This window comes from Richelia sinica FACHB-800, from assembly GCF_014698825.1.
In the GTDB taxonomy this organism is placed as follows: Bacteria; Cyanobacteriota; Cyanobacteriia; order Cyanobacteriales; family Nostocaceae; genus FACHB-800.
The window spans coordinates 25,596-43,026 of sequence record NZ_JACJTT010000045.1; the positions used below are offsets into that span (position 1 = coordinate 25,596).

Consider the following 17,431-nt stretch of genomic DNA (forward strand, 5'->3'; position numbering starts at 1 on the left):
CAAAATTTCTGTCATATAATTGAAATTCCATACTTCTCTCTACAAAACAGCTATATATTGCAAAATATTTGCAATTAATTGTGGAAAGAGTTTATGTAATTTAAGCGGTAAAAGTCTATATAGTAGGCGGAGAATTTTAACCCATAGCCGGAGAATTGCACGCCAGACCTGCAAAAAAGCAGCAAATAACAGCTAAATAAGGTGACGAAACCAATTTCATCAGGGCTTATCCTTGCTAGATTTTAGTGAAATAATCTCAAATTTAATCAAATCTCAAAGAATAAATGATAAATATTTTTATTACACTGATTTTCGTCCTAAACGACAATCTTGGGGAGTGATACCAAACTTGCGTTTAAATGCAGCAGCAAAATGACTTTGGTTTGCATAACCAACCATATTGACTACAGTTCTGACATTCTGTTTCTGTTGCTGTAACAACTTTCGAGCTATTTCTAAGCGATAGTCACGCAAATATCCAAATACTGTAGTACCAAATACTTCGCGAAAACCATACTTGAGTTTGTTGTCATTAATACCAACTTGTTTTGCTAAGTCTATTAACGAGGGTGGATGATCATAGTTGTTGGTTAAAATCTCCTTAGCTTGATAAATTTTCTCTACATCATCAGCTTTGAGATGAATTAAGGGTTGTTTGTCTTCGTCAGCTTCTATCAGTTGAACAAATTGCAAAGCTAGTAATTCTAATACCTTGCTTTCGAGATACATTCTTTGTATCATCCCTTGATATGGTGCATTGATAATTTGCTGTAACACCGTCTGCATTGGTATAGTAATCTTCCCCACTAGATGATGGAATAGAGGCGGAGAGTCAGTTGCTAAAAAAGGCTGTAACTGCGTTGGTAGATTGTCTATTCCGTGAATGAAGGATTTGAGAAAGTCTAATTCTATACAAATTCTTATGAGATAGATGCGATCGCCTGCAAAATATTGTTCTATTTCTTCAATATCTGGCAAGTAAAATAAGTAATGATTTCCTACTTTTTCCTGATACTGTTCCTGAACTCCAGGAACACCAGGACAAATTACACTATGATTACCTGCTAAATAAAACTTAGATGTCAGTGCGTAACCACCATAGTGATTGATTTTACTGTTAACTTGCTGGTAGTAATGGCTATCAAAAATTTCGAGAACTAATCCCGGACGAAATTCAATTACTTGATAATAACTTTCATATAATTGATTGCGAATTCTCTCAATTCTGTCAAAACCCTGATGGTTGTCCAAAACCTCAAAGTTTTGCAGTGTATCCTGTTCAAGTTGATTAATTTGTGCTTCTGTCAGGATAGTTGTCGTCATATTTCAACAGCGATTGTCATTAACAATTTGCAATTATTTCTCAATAACTAATATCAATGATCAATTTACAACAATCATGAGGAAATTAGCAACAAAAAAGCCTCTTCTAGAGGCTGATAAACAATTAAAAATTGGCAATGTATGATTTTTTAGAGTTTTTGCTGCAAATGAGCTTACCTTTGAATCTGCTGAAACTTTTCCCTGTCTACAATTCCCTGTCTTCAGCAAATCCTAATTAGATGGGAATGATAAAATTTAGCTGGCTAAGAGATTATTTATAGCTTAAACCTTAGTAATTGATGATTGGCTATGGTGTATTTGCGAATCTGCCATTACCAATCACCAACTACCACTTTAATTGAGTGCTTCGGCACCACCAACAACTTCCAAGAGTTCTTGGGTAATTGCGGCTTGACGAGCTTTGTTGTATGACAATGATAGGTTTTTAATCAATTCTCCGGCGTTATCGCTGGCGTTGCTCATTGCAGTCATCCGTGCTGCTAGTTCACTAGCAGCTGATTCTTGCAGGGCACGTAGCAGCTGATTGCTCAGATACAAGGGCAATAAAGAATCCAGGATTTGTACTGGATCTTGCTCAAAAATCATGTCACGGGGTAAAGGACGAACTTGGCTAACCACTTTTTCCCGTTCTACTTGGAATTGACCACCACGAGTTGTCAGGCGGAAAATTTCATCGTCAGATGATTCTAATCCTTGGGGGTCAAGGGGCAGCAAAGTTTGTACCACTGGACGAGAACTTACCAAAGAGACAAATCGAGTGTAGATTAATTCGATTCTGTCTACTTTTTCCGAGAGGAAGAGGGAAAGTAGTTCGTCAGCAATTTGAGTTGCTTCAGCTGCGGTGGGGATTTGTTCTAAGCCGCTATAAGTAGCATCAATAGGTTGGTTGCGACGTTGGAAGTATTGAGTGGCTTTGCGTCCAACGATGACAAAGGTGTAGTCTACACCTTCTGCTTGTAATTCCTTCGCACGGTTTTCGGCGCGACGGATGACGTTACTGTTGTAACCACCACACAGACCGCGATCGCCTGAAATTACCAGCAGCCCTACAGACTTAACTTCCCGCTTTTTCAACAGAGGCAGGTTGGCTTCTTCAAACCGCAGACGGGTTTGTAGACCATACAATACTTGTGCCAAGCGGTCAGCAAAGGGGCGGGTAGCAATTACCTGTTCTTGGGCGCGACGTACTCTAGCTGCTGCCACCAGCCGCATGGCTTCGGTGATTTTTTTGGTATTTTTGACCGACTGAATGCGATCGCGTATTGCTTTGAGATTAGGCATGATCCGATTTCAGATTTTAGATTTTAGATTTTAGATTTGGAATTTCGGATTTTAGATTTAATCCCTTCGGGTTTGGCAGTTGCGGATGGAGAACCATTGCCTGAGGCGGACTTTCAGCAAGTGGCGTGAAAACCCCAAAACCGCCCTGCCTCTCCAAAATCCAAAATCCAAAATCCAAAATTGTTACGCTGTAGCGAGGAAGGTCTTCTTGAAATCAGCTAAAGCTTCTTTCAGGGCTGCTTCTTCTGCATCACCAAGAACTTTGCTACCTTGTACTGCTTGGTAGTAGGAGTTCTTGCCGGTCTTTAAGTAATCACGCAGACCTTTGACAAAGCTAGTTACTTGGTTAACAGCAATGTCGTCTAAATAACCGTTAATACCAGCGTAAAGAATCGCTACTTGTTCAGCAACAGAGAGGGGGTCATTTTGGGGCTGTTTCAACAGTTCCCGCAGACGCTGACCGCGTGCCAATTGGTCTTGGGTGGCTTTGTCTAAGTCAGAAGCAAATTGAGCGAAGGCTTGTAGGTCGTCAAATTGGGCCAGTTCCAGTTTAATCTTACCTGCAACTTTCTTCATGGCCTTGGTTTGCGCCGCAGAACCTACACGGGATACAGAGATACCGGGGTTTACAGCGGGACGAATACCAGAGTTAAACAGGTCAGAGGACAAGAATATCTGACCGTCGGTAATGGAGATAACGTTGGTAGGAATGTAAGCGGAAACGTCACCAGCTTGGGTTTCGATGATAGGTAGAGCAGTCATGCTCCCTTTACCCAATTCATCGCTTAACTTAGCTGCCCGTTCTAATAAACGAGAGTGGATGTAGAATACGTCTCCGGGATAAGCTTCCCGTCCGGGTGGACGACGCAGCAACAAGGACATCTGACGATAAGCTTGTGCTTGCTTGGACAAGTCATCATAAACTACTAAGGTAGCTTTGCCTTTGTACATGAAGTATTCAGCAATAGCTGCACCTGTGTAGGGAGCGAGGAATTGTAAGGTGGCGGGGTCACTGGCGTTAGCAGCAACGACAACGGTGTAATCCAGTGCGCCTTTTTCTTGTAATGTTTGGACTACGTTAGCAACGGTGGATGCTTTTTGACCAACGGCAACGTAGACGCAGACTACATCTTCACCTTTTTGGTTGATGATGGTGTCGATGGCGATCGCGGTCTTACCAGTTTGACGGTCACCAATGATCAATTCCCGTTGACCACGGCCAATGGGAATCATGGAGTCAATCGCGGTGATACCAGTCTGCATAGGTTCATGGACAGACCGACGAGCGATAATCCCAGGTGCGGGGGATTCAATCAAACGGGTTTCTGTGGTTTTGATTTCGCCTTTACCATCAATGGCCCGGCCTAAAGCATCCACAACCCGACCGATGAGGGCTTCACCTACACCAATTTGGGCGATTCTGCCGGTAGCGGTAACGCTGCTACCTTCTTGAATATCACGGCCTTCACCCATTAACACCGCACCAACGTTGTCTTCTTCCAAGTTTTGGGCGATGCCGATTGTACCGTCTTCAAATTCTAGCAATTCCCCAGCCATAGCCTTTTCCAGACCATAGATCCGGGCAATACCGTCACCTACTTGCAAAACAGTACCAACGTTAGCAACTTTGACTTGTTGGTCATATTGCTCGATTTGTTGTTGGATAATGCTGCTGATTTCGTCAGGTCTAATTGAAATGCTCATGTGTCTATCTTGTTTCTTGCGAGTCCGAAGAAGAGAGTAATTTAGTTAGGAGTTAAGAGGTCTGAGTTACGAATTCAAAGTTAAGAATGATGCAGTTAGAAATGCAAAAGTTAAAAATCAAAATAAATTTACTTTGTGCTTAACTTCTAACTTCTAACTCCTAACTTCTAGCTCCTAACTCCTAAATTTTTAGCCACTAGTTAAGCGCAAGGAAAGGCGACGCAGTTGACCCCGTAAACTGGCATCAATTACCTGCGAACCTACTTTAATAATCACCCCACCAATGAGTTCGCGGTCGATCTTTGTGTCTAGTTCTACCTGACGAGCTTTGGTGAGTGCGATGACCTTCTGGATGACTGACTGCTGTTGCTCTTGTGTTAGGGGAACAGCAGAAATTACTTCTGCCAATACGGTTTGATTCAGTTGCCGCAATAGGGCTAAGTACTGCTGCAAGATTGATTCCAGAAACACAATCCGCCTTCTGTCTACTAGCAACAGCAGAAAATTGCGTAGGTAGGGGTTAGAACTTTCACCCAGTATTTGTCTGATAACTGCTTTTTTGTTATCAGCCTGAATAAAGGGGTTGCTGATAAAGTTCTGGAATTGGCTGTTTTCTGAGAGCAAACTCAGCAAAGACCGCGCATCCTCACCAAACTCTTCTGTCAAGTTGTGGGATTGCGCGATAGACATTAGTGCCTGTGCATAAGGCTGGGCTACTTCGGCTGTTGCCATGTCGCTTTTCATTAGCTTCCTCCCACCAGCTGCGCGATGCTGCGATCAATTAGTATTTGTTGAGCATCATCGGCAATGCCTGTTTGAAGTTGGGACTCCACTTTTTGCAATGCCAGTGCTACTACCTGCTCCCGCAGTTGGGCGATCGCTCGCTCTCTTTCGTTATTTAGATCAGCAGCAGCTGTTTCTTTCAAGCGTTCTACATCCGCAGTCGCCTTCGCCAAAATTGCTTCTTTTGCTGCTTGGGCATTTTCTTCAGCAGCTTGGCGAATTCTCTGTGCCTCTGCTTGAGCTTGGGTCAGCTGCTCCTGGGCTTGATTCAAGGCTACCTGTGCCTCTCGCAAGCGACCTTCTGCGTCCTGAATGGCGCTTTCAATGTTTGAGCGGCGCTCGTTCAGGATGTTAGTTAAAACTTTACGTCCAAAGTAGAATAGTATGCCAATCAGAATCGCCAGGTTAATGAGATTGGTTTCTAAAATGTCTAGGTTTAGACCAAAACCACCTTCTGCTGCGCCTTCTGCCAATTCAGAGTGAACAGCGTTCGCTTCTGCGGCAAGTAATAAGAAGTTGCCCATGATACCCATCTACAAGTGCGCTGCTCGCTTGGTAATACGTTAATTTTTCCCAACATGGGAAAATGTGCCTTCAACGCTCCCAGGCTGATGCCTTTTGACGTTGATGCTTTGAGTGAAACAATTTGTAGAGCTAACTAATGAGGTTGCTCTATTTAACCAAAGCTAGCCCCAATAGTTTCTCAAGAATTTGCCGGCTGAGGCTATCAACTTCTTGCTCTAGGGACTGCATTGCTTGACGCTTTTGCTGCTCAATTTCCCGAGCAGCTTGTTCTCTTTGAGTTTGAGCTTCCTTTTGTGCTTCGGCAATTTTCTCAGATGTAATTTTCTTAGCTTCAACCTGAGCCTTTTCCATCAGCACTTGAGACTGCTTGCGAGCTTCTGCCAGTTGCTGCTCATATTCTTGAGCTAAACGTTCAGCTTTAGCCAGGCGTTCACGGGCTTCAAGGCTATTGGTTCGGATGTAATTATCGCGATCGTCCAGTACCTTGGTCAGAGGCTTATAGAAAATTACATTCAACAAAGCTGCCAATAGCAGGAACTGCAATGCCATCAAGGGCAAGGTAGCATCGAAATCAAACATTTCTCTCCTCTTTGGCTGGAATAGCAACTTTCTTGGCTAGCGATATTATCCAGCCCTTCATAATTTTTAGAGACCCTATAGCCAACCAGGGTCAACTTACTTCACAACGATTCCAAATGCCAAGAATTGCTAGTTGTAGAGGCGTGCAGATGTCTAGCAATAAGCTGCTAGACAAGCAATCACGTCTCTACACTAACAAATATTTTTAGGTCTTAGGAAAAGGGGTTAGCAAATAGTAATACCAGAGCAATTACTAGACCGTAAATTGTCAGGGATTCCATGAACGCTAAGGTTAACAGCAGGGTGCCGCGAATTTTTCCTTCTGCTTCGGGTTGGCGAGCAATACCTTCTACTGCTTGACCCGCAGCATTACCTTGACCGATACCAGGGCCGATTGCAGCTAAACCAATTGCCAGAGCAGCAGCTAGAACTGAAGCAGCAGAAACTAATGGATCCATGATGATTTTCCTTGCTTTGACTACAGAAAGAACAATTGTACGTTAACTACTAGAGACGTGTTTTTCACGCTGCACCGAGTTCTCAGATCGCTGTTGCGACTTTGTGAGCGAAGATGCTCGTCGGAACTGTGCTATCAACTGAGGGCTTTAATGCTCCTCATGCTCTTCTCCACCATGTCCCTCCATCGCCTCATGAATATATGCCCCGGCTAGGGTAGCAAACACAAGAGCTTGAATGGCGCTAGTGAATAAACCCAAAGCCATTACAGGGAGAGGGATAAATAGAGGAACCAGCAGAACCAATACCGCTACCACTAATTCATCCGCCAAGATATTCCCGAATAGACGGAAGCTTAGGGAGAGGGGCTTGGTAAAGTCTTCCAGAATAGCGATTGGCAACAATACAGGTGTTGGCTCTATATATTTCTTAAAGTAACCTAACCCCCGCTTGCTAAACCCTGCGTAAAAATACGCTAAGGAGGTTAACAAGGCCAATGCTACAGTCGTATTGATGTCGTTAGTGGGGGCTGCTAATTCGCCAGATGGGAGCTTAATCAGCTTCCAAGGAATCAGAGCGCCTGACCAATTCGATACGAAGATGAACAAAAATAATGTGCCGATAAATGGCACCCAAGGGCGGTACTCTTTCTCACCCAGCTGGTTTTTAGCTAAATCCCGAATAAATTCTAGGGCATATTCCATCAAATTTTGGATGCCGCTGGGGATTCTTTGACTGCTTTTAGTCGCTGCTAGTGAAGCCAAAACTAGAATGGCAATCACAAACCATGAGGTGAGAAAAACTTGCCCATGTATTTTCAGATTGCCCAATTGCCAGTAGAAATGATGACCTACTTCCAATTCGGCAAGGGGAAAAGAATTAAAGGCGTGTAAGAAACTAAGCATTTGCATTCTTCAAACATTTTCCCCAAAAAGCGAGGATTGGAGGATTGTCTTTGTGAGCCTGACGGTTTACGAATCAGGAATGAAGACAGTTTGCAACATATAGACGATGAGCGTCGCTTTGTAAGTTAGAAATCCCAAGAATATGGGCAGAATTTGTAGATCGTGCCATTGAGTTGCTACAACAATCAACCCAATGAACAGAGCAAAGCGATTTTTGCTCAGACGCTTTTTCTCACCACCGAGCCGCTCAACGTCTTTGGCTAGCATCTTTAAGTAAACCACACCAGCACACGCCCCAATTAAATAATTAAGAGCTATGTTCAAGGAATAAACAATCCACACAGAGATAAAAATAATCCCCGTCAAGACAAGTGTGATTACCAAAAGCTTCTGGTAGAGTTGATAAAACTCCTGCATAGAAGTTTTGACTGGTTCTGTGTCCTCAAAACCAGGTTGAGCATCTTGTCGTGTTGTCGGTGTGGGGTCAATTGATTCGTCTGACAAGCTCACGGGACTTGAAACCAGTACAGCTAACTATGATGACTGCACATTCAGTCAGCTGAATCATATCACGATCTGGTAACAATACTTTAGAAAAAAACAATTAACTTATTTTGGGAATGCTTATTTCTCGTTTGTCCTTGATCAATTCTTGCTTTGCTCCCTGGCTTCTTCAACTGTTATCCGATTCTTTAAGGCCCCTCGCTGGCTGTTAATAAAACTATTTATTGATTTAGCAGTCATTTAACTTCGTTTAAGTCTAGCCTGACTTGGGCTAGAATGTTGGCCAATGTGGCTGCACGATGGAATTTTTTCATGAACACAAGTTCGGTATTGCTATGAAAACATCACATCCAGATATTATCGTCACTAGCCCAGATGGAGAATATTTGATGATTGTTGAAGTAAAACTCAATAATGTCAGTATCCATAATCAAAATGCTATTGAACAGCTTAAACGCTCAATGATTGAATTTGGTTGCTCCCTTGGGTTACTGGTAGCAGGAGAGCGTGTTACTGTTTTGCGCGATTCTTTTGATGACTCTCATGGTTCATCAATTCACGTAGTTGGTGAAGCTAAACTGCCAAATTTTTTGTTACCACCAGCAGATGAGCTATGGAAGGAAAATCCTTACCTTGAGTTTGAATCAAGAGTTCAGCGATGGCTAGAGAAATTAAAACTTGAGACAAGTATAGACAGTTTACCAGATGATTTGAGAAATTTGTTTGGTGGCTGGATAATCAATCTTCTGCAACTTGGTGAAATCAGGGCAGCAGGACCAAGGTGGAGTAAAGTTACAACATGAAGCCCCAAGCGGTTTTTGTCGAAACAAACTGGGTAGTAGATATTGTTGCACCTGCACATTTACAGAGTCCACAAGCGGCTCAATTGCTTGCACGTGCCGAAGCTGGAGAGTTTGAGTTACATCTACCTGCTATCTGTATAACTGAAGCACGGGAAACCATACCCCGAAGATTTACTCCTCGTTCTCGCTCTGAAGATTTACGTAAATTTGTCAGATGGGCAAAGAATGAAGGGAGAATATCTAGAGAAGATGCTAATGCAGCGTTTCGAGTTTTTGATCAGTTTGATGGATTGGTTGCAAATGAATTAACAAAAGTTCCAGAAAGACTGAGAGAATTAGCCCAGCATCTACATTTGAAGGTTTTTCCTCTTTCTGAGTCTATGTTAGAAAGGCAAGTGTCTATTGGTGCAATGGATACTTTATTAAAACCTTATGATATGGCTGTATTGGGAGCAATCCTTGTTAGGGCTGAGGATTTGCAACAACAAGGATTTTCATGGGTGGGTTTCTGTGAATTAGATTCCGATCTTCAACCTTGGGATAAAAATGGTGTATTAAAACCTATTCTCAGTGATCTCTACAATGCTTCTCAAATATGGGTATATCGAGATTTCCTGGTGGAAGATGTGGATGAAAGTGAGTTGTGTGAGCGTTTTCGTCAGGTCTAGAAGGGAGGGTGTAGGAGTGAGTTTTAAAAGAATTACTCTAACCCACACCCTAACATTTATACCCTCTCGCTGGGTGTTAATAAAAGTAATTGTTGTTTGAGTAGTTGTCGGACTCCATCTAAGCTTAACTCGACTTGCTCTAAAATATTTGCCACAGTGGCACGACCATTGGACTGTTGAAGAAAGTCTATTTCTGCTGGGGATAGGTTGACGAGTTGATAGTCGTAATTAAATACACAGGAGCTAGGAAAGCCTTCTATGCAGGGATTTAGTTCTGGAATTGCGGCTAATAAGTGATTATTATCTGTCCATTCAGATTTAGTGATGGGTGGACGACTTAGGAAAAATTCGTAATGAGTAACTTCTGGATCTAATAATTCTATCAAGCGATAAACTTGATTTTGGCTTAACTCTTTGGCTCTGGCTACTAATTCTGGGGCTTTGCCCAATAGTCTATCTAGATTCCAAAAACTAGGGTTAGAAAAACCAATGAATTCCAAGCCGGAAGCATTAATTAGTTCAAAGAGTGTATCAATGTTGTAGTCAATTTCCTGGGGATGGACATACATGTCAGCAAAACATTCATCCCGTTTGTTTTCCAGAGACCAACGCTCTTTTTCGCGTTTGAGAAGACGATTATGTTCTGGTAAAGAAGCGAAGATTTGTCTACCAACGTGAACACCATCACGGTAGTCTCCTCGGTTGCTACCTTGGAGGAGGGCGATCGCTTTTTGCATCAGTTGAATTTCCCACCGTCCCAACTCTCCATACACAAAAATGTGCATCAAGCCACCAGGTGCTAACTTTTGGGCTAAGGCTTGAATTCCGCGGATAGGGTCAGGTAAATGATGCAACACGCCCACACAATTGATTAAATCAAATTCTCCTGACAATTGAGCCACATCATATAAACTCAATTGATGAAACTCAACACGGTTAGCACCGGATCTTTTACAGCGTTCTTTGGCAACTTCTAGTGTGCCTGCACTTAAATCAATCCCTACTACCTGCGCTTGGGGGTTGAGATGTACTAGATATTCTGTCCCCACACCTGAACCACAGCCAGCATCTAAAATGCGGATATCTTGCCTTTGTGGTTTTCTCCCTGTGCAGAAGTTATGAGCCGCTAACCAATTCCACCGCCAATTGTAACCAGGAGGTGGTTCATCAAGGAGGGGTTCTGGTGGAAACGGATAAGTATCGTAGAGTTTTGCAACAGCAGCACTTACTTGGGAGTCAGACATGATTAGGAATAACGCAGCATTTTTGAGTGTAGCGGATAGAGGTAACGAGGACTCCAAGGCAGAATTAAAAATTAAAAATTAAAAACTCAAAAAGCAGATGAACCCAGCTTTTAGGATATTTATAATATTTATTTCACCTTGCCTATACTGTATGAAAGTACGAAGTGTTGAACTGTGATTTTTAGGATGAAAATCGTCCCTAGAAAAAGTTTTTAGAAAAATTTGGCTATAATTTCTCTATCACTCAATATTTTCATACTGCCAACATTGTAAATTGATAATTTGACCTGCCACAGCCACAGCGGCAGCAAAATTATCGGCTGGTACTAATTCTTCTAAACTCCATTCTCCCGGTACGCCTAATTTAGCCGGATCTAGATTTGTTAAAGATATGGCAACTTGTTCTAACTGCACTAAACCATCTCCTGTTGCCTTTAAATATGATTCCTTACAAGTCCAGTAACGAAAAAATACCTGTTGTTTTTGTTCAGGAGGAAGAGAGGCAACTAATTCATATTCTGCTGGTAAGAAAAACCTTTTAGCGAGACTTTCTAAATCTGATAATTGACGCATGTATTCTAAATCAACTCCTATTGGTTGTTGATAACTTACACCACACAATGCTAAATCCTGGGAATGGGATAAATTAAATCGTAAGCCACTAACTGCAAATTTATCTGCTAAAAATGGTTTGCCACGGGGTTGATAATCAAATTCTACTGCTGAGGGACTAACCCCTAAATAGCGTCCTAAAATATTTCTGAGGCTACCACGCCCAACAATAAACTGTTGACGATGTTCAGGAAAGTAAAATCTTTCAGCGCGAGTAATTTCATCACTAGATAAAGTTTCTCGATACTTCAATACTATTGATTCTGGCTGATTAAGATGAATGCGCCATATATGCACATGCTCTGTTGGTAAATTTAAATCTATGGGTGGTGTTAACCAATGACAAACATTCACACGCAATTTCCAAATTGAAAATGAAGTTATTTGATGAAATAAATTTTGTTGAAGCTTTTATCTTGCTGGGTTTGTATCCAATTTAAAACTCGGTTCCAAGCCCACCAAGGGTCATTATCTTGATGATGATATTGGCATTTTTTACTACTAATATGACCAACATGGCCACCGTAGCGAGTGAGCATTAAATCTATAGTAGAATTTTGCGCTGCCGCAGCTTTTAAGTCAGGTATAATACTAGGATCGAAGAAAGGGTCATCGATATCATAAATAATTAAGGTGGGTTTTGATAAATTCGGCAACAGATTTAAAGCGTTGACTGCTTCATAATATTCTGCAACTGAGCTAAAACCTAATGACTCAATAATCAGTTCTTTGTCAGAATTCCAAATGCTGTTGACTCGTTTGATAGCTTCGGGGTTGAGGACACCAGGATGCAGTTGGTGTATTTTCCAAGCTTGTTGCTGTATTTTTTGGGTAATGCGAGACTCTAAATATCTACCAAAAGGATAACTGACTAGATAATTGAGCGATCGCATAGAATCTATATTCGGGCAAATTACCGCACCACCAGCTATCTCTACATTTCTGACTTCTAAATCTTCAGAGGCTTTTATTCCCCACAAAACCAACTGTCCTCCCAGGGAATAACCCGCTAGCCAACACTTAGAAGGACAACCCATGGCTACAGCACCAGCAGCAATTTTGACAAAATCTTCACCTTCATACAGACCATCAGAACTCATCGCAGGAGATAACTCTGCCGTTTTTCCATGTCCACGCCAATCAAATAAAACTACCGCAAATCCCTGTGCGTATGCCTTGCGTCCCAATAAATGCAAAAACCATTGGTCTGCTAACTCCCCAGTCACACCATAAGTGGCAATTATCGTACTGTGGGCATTTTTGGGTATGGCCAGCCAACCAAAAATTGGTACATTTTGCCCACCATTAAATACCACTTTGTGATATGGAGGTTCTCCATCAGGTGTGGTGCTTTCCCAATAACGTCTCCCCCACAAAGTAGCGTAAACAGTCATAGCAATGCCATTTCGCAAAAAAGTAGGGGGATTGTAGGTTGAGTCAACCATCATCGCTTGAATTTTGTGTTATTTAAGCCGAATTTCACAATCATTTAATCTTAATAATTATGTTAGATTTAAAATCTTTTTTATAATTAGTACAGCAATCTTTGTATATGCCAAAGGTTCTTATTTATCCTTAATTAAGTAGTCATAATTTTTTAAGAATGCCGAGGATTCTTGTCATAGACGATGACCCAGCGATTTCAGAACTTGTTGCCGTCAACTTGGAAATGGCTGGCTATGATGTTAGTCAAGCCGAAGATGGCATCAAAGGTCAGGCGCTGGCCCTCCAGCTACAACCAGACTTAATCATGCTCGACTTGATGTTGCCTAGAGTAGATGGGTTTACTGTTTGCCAACGCTTACGCCGGGATGAACGCACAGCGGAAATTCCTGTATTAATGCTAACGGCTTTAAGTCAAACTCAAGATAAGGTAGAAGGATTCAACGCTGGTGCAGATGACTACCTAACTAAACCCTTTGAAGTAGAGGAAATGTTAGCGCGAGTTAGAGCATTACTACGGCGCACTGACCGCATTCCTCAAGCCGCCAAACATAGTGAAATTCTCAACTATGGGCCTCTCACCCTCGTTCCAGAAAGATTTGAGGCTATTTGGTTTAATACTACAGTGAAGTTAACTCATTTAGAGTTTGAGTTGCTACATTGTTTGCTTCAGCGTCATGGTCAGACAGTTTCCCCTAGTGAAATTCTCCGCGAAGTCTGGGGTTACGATCCCGACGATGATATCGAAACAATTCGTGTACATATTCGCCATTTGAGAACAAAGCTGGAACCAGATCCTCGTCACCCCCACTACATCAAGACAGTATATGGCGCAGGTTACTGTTTAGAGTTGCCAAGTGTACCACAATCTGCTGAGGGTGTATCCGCAACAGTAGCTGAGTAGTTAGAGCAGGTGACAGTGCTCACCCTTGGGTGTCTAAGTTTTAGTTGTAGTTAATGTCCTAACTGCCTTGTCTACCGGTATATTAGGCTCAATTTCCCTCTGCTACATAAATATATTGGCACTCTCTTGTCTGGTAGTTGGGGGAGTGCCAATTCAATTTAATTATCTATGATTAACCCAGTTTGTTTTTCATTCCCATCAGAATCAAATCACATTCAAATCAAAAGGCCGTTCTATATCGTCTTCACCTAGATATTCTCCATTTTGAATTTCTAATATTACTAACGGAATTTGTCCAGGATTTTCTACTTTATGTAGTGTTGCTGCGGGGACATAAGTTGATTGGTTATGAGTTAAAAATATCTCTTCATCACCACAAGTAACTTTAGCCACACCAGATACTACTACCCAATGTTCATGTCGATGATAATGAATTTGCGGTTTAATACCATGTCTAGGTTTAATTTCTACACGACTAATGCGGTAATTTGCGCCTTCTTCTATGACTTCTACATAACCCCAATAGCGTTCACCTGAATGGGAATAATCCGGATTAATTGTATCTTGATTATCATTATGATTTTGACTCATCTCTAATACCTGTTGTGATTGGAGATTGTAGATTGTTGGTAAGGATTCAAAAACAGAATATGAAAGTTATTAACAACAAATTTATTTGATTTTAAAGACTAAGTTTAAATTTACATATATTTGCCTAATTAATCCGGTTAATTTATCCATCGATTACTCCACTAGTTGGGAAGTTACACAGGTAAGGACTTGTTAGAAGCTAAAAACTTTTCAAATTCTAGCTTAGGTAAAGGACGGCTAAACAAATAGCCTTGCATGGCATCACAATTATGTTGTCGTAGAAATGCTAGTTCTGCTTCTGTTTCTACCCCTTCAGCCACCAGTTTAAGATTGAGATTATGTCCCATTTGAATTAGGGCCGTAGTAATGGCAGCTTTTTGGTAATCATTAGGGACATCTTGGACAAAATAGCGGTCAATTTTCAAGGTATTGATCGGAAACTGTTTGAGATAAATGAGAGCGGAGTAACCAGTACCAAAATCATCCACAGCAATTTTTACACCTAGAGAACGCAACTTATTCATGGTATAAATTGCTGTGTGGACATCTTGCATAATCATGCGTTCTGTCAGTTCTAATTCTAAACAACCAGGTTCTATGTTGTAGAAATTTAATAAGTGAATGATTTTATTAATTAATTCTGGCTCGTTAAATTCAATGGCTGATAAATTAACAGCAAATGTTAAGGGATAAATTCCTGATTTGCGCCAATTATTGATTTGCTCACAAACTTGAGTTAATACCCAATGTCCAATATCAATAATTAAGCCATTGGATTCAGCTAAAGGAATGAATTCTGCCGGTGATACGGGACCTAATTCTGAGTTTTGCCAGCGAATTAAACTTTCTGCACCAATAATTTTATTAGTTTTGATATCGATAATTGGTTGATAATAAATTTCAAATCCCTCGAAGTATTTTTGCTTGACTGCCAGTTGGAGTTCCCTTTCTACTAACTGCATTCTGGGAGTTAATTTCTGCGCTCCTGTTTGTGCAGATAAATATTTTTTTAAATTCGCATATTTCTCTAGCTTATTCATGATAGCACTTAATAATTCAGCGCGTGTAAATGGCTTAGTCAGATAATCATCTGCACCCATGTCCATTCCTTGACGAAAATCAGATTTGGCTGATTTGGCTGTGAGAAAAATAAAGGGTATGGTGACTGTCAAGGGGTCTTGTCTTAAAGCTTTGAGAACACCAAAACCATCCATTTCTGGCATCATCATGTCACATAAAATTAAATCGGGAGCTTCAGATAATGCCAAATTTAAACCGATTTTGCCATTAGCAGCAGCAATAGTTTCAAATTCTTCCGCAGCGAGTAAGTCTAATAAATTTTCACGTACTGACTCTTCGTCTTCGATGACTAAAATTTTCGGCATAATTCACCTCTACTGGGTCTAAATTTAATTATTGATATTTAAGGGAATATGAACAATAAACTTTGTTCCCACTCCGATTTGGGTTTCAACGTCGATTTTACCTTGTTGAATATCTATACATTTTTTCACAATAGCTAGTCCTAATCCAGTTCCGAGAATATTACCGACATTACTACCGCGATGGAATGATTCAAACAGTCTTGGTAAGTCCTCTGAGGGAATACCAATCCCTTGATCTTGAATTTCAAATACTGCTTGTTCATTGTGTACATAAAGTGTAAAAGTTACAGAACTACCATCTGGTGAATATTTGCAGGCATTAGAGAGTAAATTGCTGAGAATATAGCCCAGTAATTTATCGTCCATGTAACATGATATTGATGGAAATTGGCTGGTAAAAGAGAATACTTGCTGATTTTTTAAATTTAGTTGTACTTCTTCCACTAATTGACGGCAATATTCCACTAAATCAAAATGGATTGGTTTATACTCTAGTTTTCCCACCTCCGCTTTACCAATTACCAAAATATCATTTAACATTTCGGTCATACGGTTGACGGCAGTTTGAATACGTTGCAGGTGGGTGAGTTGTTTTTCAGGTGTCCATTGCTGGCCGTAGTGTTGTAGCAACTCTGAGGAAGAAAGGATTGTACTCAAGGGGGTACGAAATTCGTGGGAAGTCATGGAAATAAATCTCGATTTGAGTTCGTTGAGTTCTTTTTCTTTCTCCAGTGCTATTCTCAGTTCATGTTCTAATTGTTTGCGATCGCTAATATCTGCTAGATAACCAATCAATTCTAAAGGATTGCCTGTTTCGTCTCTGACTACCTTTCCTTGATTGTAGACCCAACGATAAGTGCCATCTTGGTGTAAAAAGCGATATTCTAAACAGTATTTTCCTTGTGCTAAGACATTGGATAATTGGGCTAAAACCTGGGGAGCATCTTCTGGATGGATATGATTGACCCAAAAACCTTGATTACTGATTAATTCCGTAGCTTCGTAACCCATAATAGAACTAATATTGTCACTGATAAAGATGACATCATAATCTCCTTCTGGTTTACAGGCATAAATAATAGCGGGACTAGAGGAGACTAGATACTGTAGATGGTTTTGGCTGATGAGTAGTGCTGTTTCGGCACGTTTGCGTTCAGTAATATCTGTTTGTATACCAATGTAGTGAGTCAGATAGCCATCCTGGTCATACATGGGTGAAATGTTTAATTCATGCCAAAATAAACTGTCATCTTGTCCATAGTTGCGGAAAACAACTGTACAGTCTTTTCCAGTTGCCATGGCTGTTTGCAGTTTTTGTAATTCTGCGTGATTGATATCAGCGTTGGGAAGTAAGGGGAAAGTTTGGCTGATGGCTGTTAGTGCGCTGTAACCTGTCATTTTCTCAAAGGCAGGATTAACGTAGATAATTCTCCCTTCTGGGTTGGTAACATCCGCAATGACAATACCATTTTGACTAGCAGCGATCGCGCGATCGCGTAATCTTAGCTCTTCTTCAATTATTTTGCGCTCTGTAATATCACGGGTCACCTTAGCAAAACCACTGAATTGACCATTCTCATCATGCAATACAGTTATAGCTATAGCCATCAAGATTAGGACGTAAACTATAAGAGTTCCCATAGCATCTCCCGATTTCAATGGCTAAACCTTATAGTGATGATTTTCGGCAAAAGGTAATG

At 41.1% G+C, this 17,431-nt stretch carries 17 protein-coding genes and 1 pseudogene; 3 read left to right on the forward strand and 15 right to left on the reverse strand.

Annotated features, from left to right (window positions below; genetic code table 11):
* Positions 1-300: 300 nt before the first annotated feature.
* The 9 genes from H6G73_RS21425 to H6G73_RS21465 form a co-directional block, all read right to left on the reverse strand.
* On the reverse strand, positions 301-1,323 hold the full coding sequence (locus tag H6G73_RS21425; RefSeq protein ID WP_190608130.1) for a helix-turn-helix transcriptional regulator: 1,023 nt from the start codon (positions 1,321-1,323) through the stop codon (positions 301-303).
* A gap of 354 nt (positions 1,324-1,677) precedes the next feature.
* Positions 1,678-2,625, reverse strand: a complete 948-nt coding sequence (locus H6G73_RS21430; protein ID WP_190608131.1) for a F0F1 ATP synthase subunit gamma — start codon at positions 2,623-2,625, stop codon at positions 1,678-1,680.
* 183 nt (positions 2,626-2,808) lie between these two features.
* On the reverse strand, positions 2,809-4,329 hold the full coding sequence (gene atpA / locus H6G73_RS21435; RefSeq protein WP_190608133.1) for a F0F1 ATP synthase subunit alpha: 1,521 nt from the start codon (positions 4,327-4,329) through the stop codon (positions 2,809-2,811).
* Positions 4,330-4,518: 189 nt separating this feature from the next.
* Complete coding sequence (atpH, locus tag H6G73_RS21440; protein WP_190608135.1) at positions 4,519-5,073, reverse strand: ATP synthase F1 subunit delta; 555 nt, start codon at positions 5,071-5,073, stop codon at positions 4,519-4,521.
* Complete coding sequence (locus H6G73_RS21445) at positions 5,073-5,645, reverse strand: F0F1 ATP synthase subunit B (RefSeq protein ID WP_190608136.1); 573 nt, start codon at positions 5,643-5,645, stop codon at positions 5,073-5,075. Before H6G73_RS21445 ends, atpH begins: the two co-directional genes overlap by 1 nt.
* A gap of 139 nt (positions 5,646-5,784) precedes the next feature.
* A complete protein-coding gene (locus H6G73_RS21450; RefSeq protein WP_190608138.1) occupies positions 5,785-6,216 on the reverse strand; it encodes a F0F1 ATP synthase subunit B' in 432 nt (143 codons plus the stop codon).
* Positions 6,217-6,428: 212 nt separating this feature from the next.
* On the reverse strand, positions 6,429-6,674 hold the full coding sequence (atpE, locus tag H6G73_RS21455) for an ATP synthase F0 subunit C (protein WP_008233924.1): 246 nt from the start codon (positions 6,672-6,674) through the stop codon (positions 6,429-6,431).
* A gap of 147 nt (positions 6,675-6,821) precedes the next feature.
* Entirely contained in the window at positions 6,822-7,583 is a 762-nt protein-coding gene (gene atpB, locus H6G73_RS21460) for a F0F1 ATP synthase subunit A (RefSeq protein ID WP_190608140.1), read from the reverse strand.
* A 60-nt stretch (positions 7,584-7,643) separates the two neighbouring features.
* Complete coding sequence (locus H6G73_RS21465; RefSeq protein WP_190608142.1) at positions 7,644-8,087, reverse strand: ATP synthase subunit I; 444 nt, start codon at positions 8,085-8,087, stop codon at positions 7,644-7,646.
* A 293-nt stretch (positions 8,088-8,380) separates the two neighbouring features.
* Between H6G73_RS21465 and H6G73_RS21470 the strand changes: the two genes are divergently transcribed.
* Both H6G73_RS21470 and H6G73_RS21475 read left to right on the forward strand, forming a co-directional pair.
* Positions 8,381-8,884, forward strand: a complete 504-nt coding sequence (locus H6G73_RS21470) for a type I restriction enzyme HsdR N-terminal domain-containing protein (RefSeq protein WP_199317812.1) — start codon at positions 8,381-8,383, stop codon at positions 8,882-8,884.
* A complete protein-coding gene (locus H6G73_RS21475; RefSeq protein ID WP_190608143.1) occupies positions 8,881-9,552 on the forward strand; it encodes a hypothetical protein in 672 nt (223 codons plus the stop codon). Before H6G73_RS21470 ends, H6G73_RS21475 begins: the two co-directional genes overlap by 4 nt.
* 56 nt (positions 9,553-9,608) lie before the next feature.
* Here H6G73_RS21475 and H6G73_RS21480 read toward each other — a convergent pair whose 3' ends face one another.
* The 3 genes from H6G73_RS21480 to H6G73_RS21490 all read right to left on the reverse strand — a co-directional run bounded on the left by H6G73_RS21480 (position 9,609) and on the right by H6G73_RS21490 (position 12,856).
* On the reverse strand, positions 9,609-10,796 hold the full coding sequence (locus H6G73_RS21480; RefSeq protein WP_190608156.1) for a class I SAM-dependent methyltransferase: 1,188 nt from the start codon (positions 10,794-10,796) through the stop codon (positions 9,609-9,611).
* A 240-nt stretch (positions 10,797-11,036) separates the two neighbouring features.
* Complete coding sequence (gene hetI, locus H6G73_RS21485; RefSeq protein ID WP_190608158.1) at positions 11,037-11,762, reverse strand: 4'-phosphopantetheinyl transferase HetI; 726 nt, start codon at positions 11,760-11,762, stop codon at positions 11,037-11,039.
* 26 nt (positions 11,763-11,788) lie between these two features.
* A complete protein-coding gene (locus H6G73_RS21490) occupies positions 11,789-12,856 on the reverse strand; it encodes a YheT family hydrolase (protein ID WP_190608160.1) in 1,068 nt (355 codons plus the stop codon).
* A 155-nt stretch (positions 12,857-13,011) separates the two neighbouring features.
* On the opposite strand from H6G73_RS21490, the gene H6G73_RS21495 reads away from it, so the two are divergent.
* Positions 13,012-13,755, forward strand: coding sequence for a response regulator transcription factor (locus H6G73_RS21495; protein ID WP_190608161.1), 744 nt, complete (start codon positions 13,012-13,014; stop codon positions 13,753-13,755).
* 204 nt (positions 13,756-13,959) lie between these two features.
* Here H6G73_RS21495 and H6G73_RS21500 read toward each other — a convergent pair whose 3' ends face one another.
* The 3 genes and pseudogenes from H6G73_RS21500 to H6G73_RS21510 form a co-directional block, all read right to left on the reverse strand.
* A complete protein-coding gene (locus H6G73_RS21500; protein ID WP_190608163.1) occupies positions 13,960-14,346 on the reverse strand; it encodes a phosphomannose isomerase type II C-terminal cupin domain in 387 nt (128 codons plus the stop codon).
* A 173-nt stretch (positions 14,347-14,519) separates the two neighbouring features.
* Complete coding sequence (locus H6G73_RS21505; RefSeq protein ID WP_190608165.1) at positions 14,520-15,731, reverse strand: EAL domain-containing response regulator; 1,212 nt, start codon at positions 15,729-15,731, stop codon at positions 14,520-14,522.
* A 24-nt stretch (positions 15,732-15,755) separates the two neighbouring features.
* A pseudogene (locus tag H6G73_RS21510) lies at positions 15,756-17,348 on the reverse strand (PAS domain S-box protein); the annotation flags it as partial.
* Between the last annotated feature and the right edge of the window lie 83 nt (positions 17,349-17,431).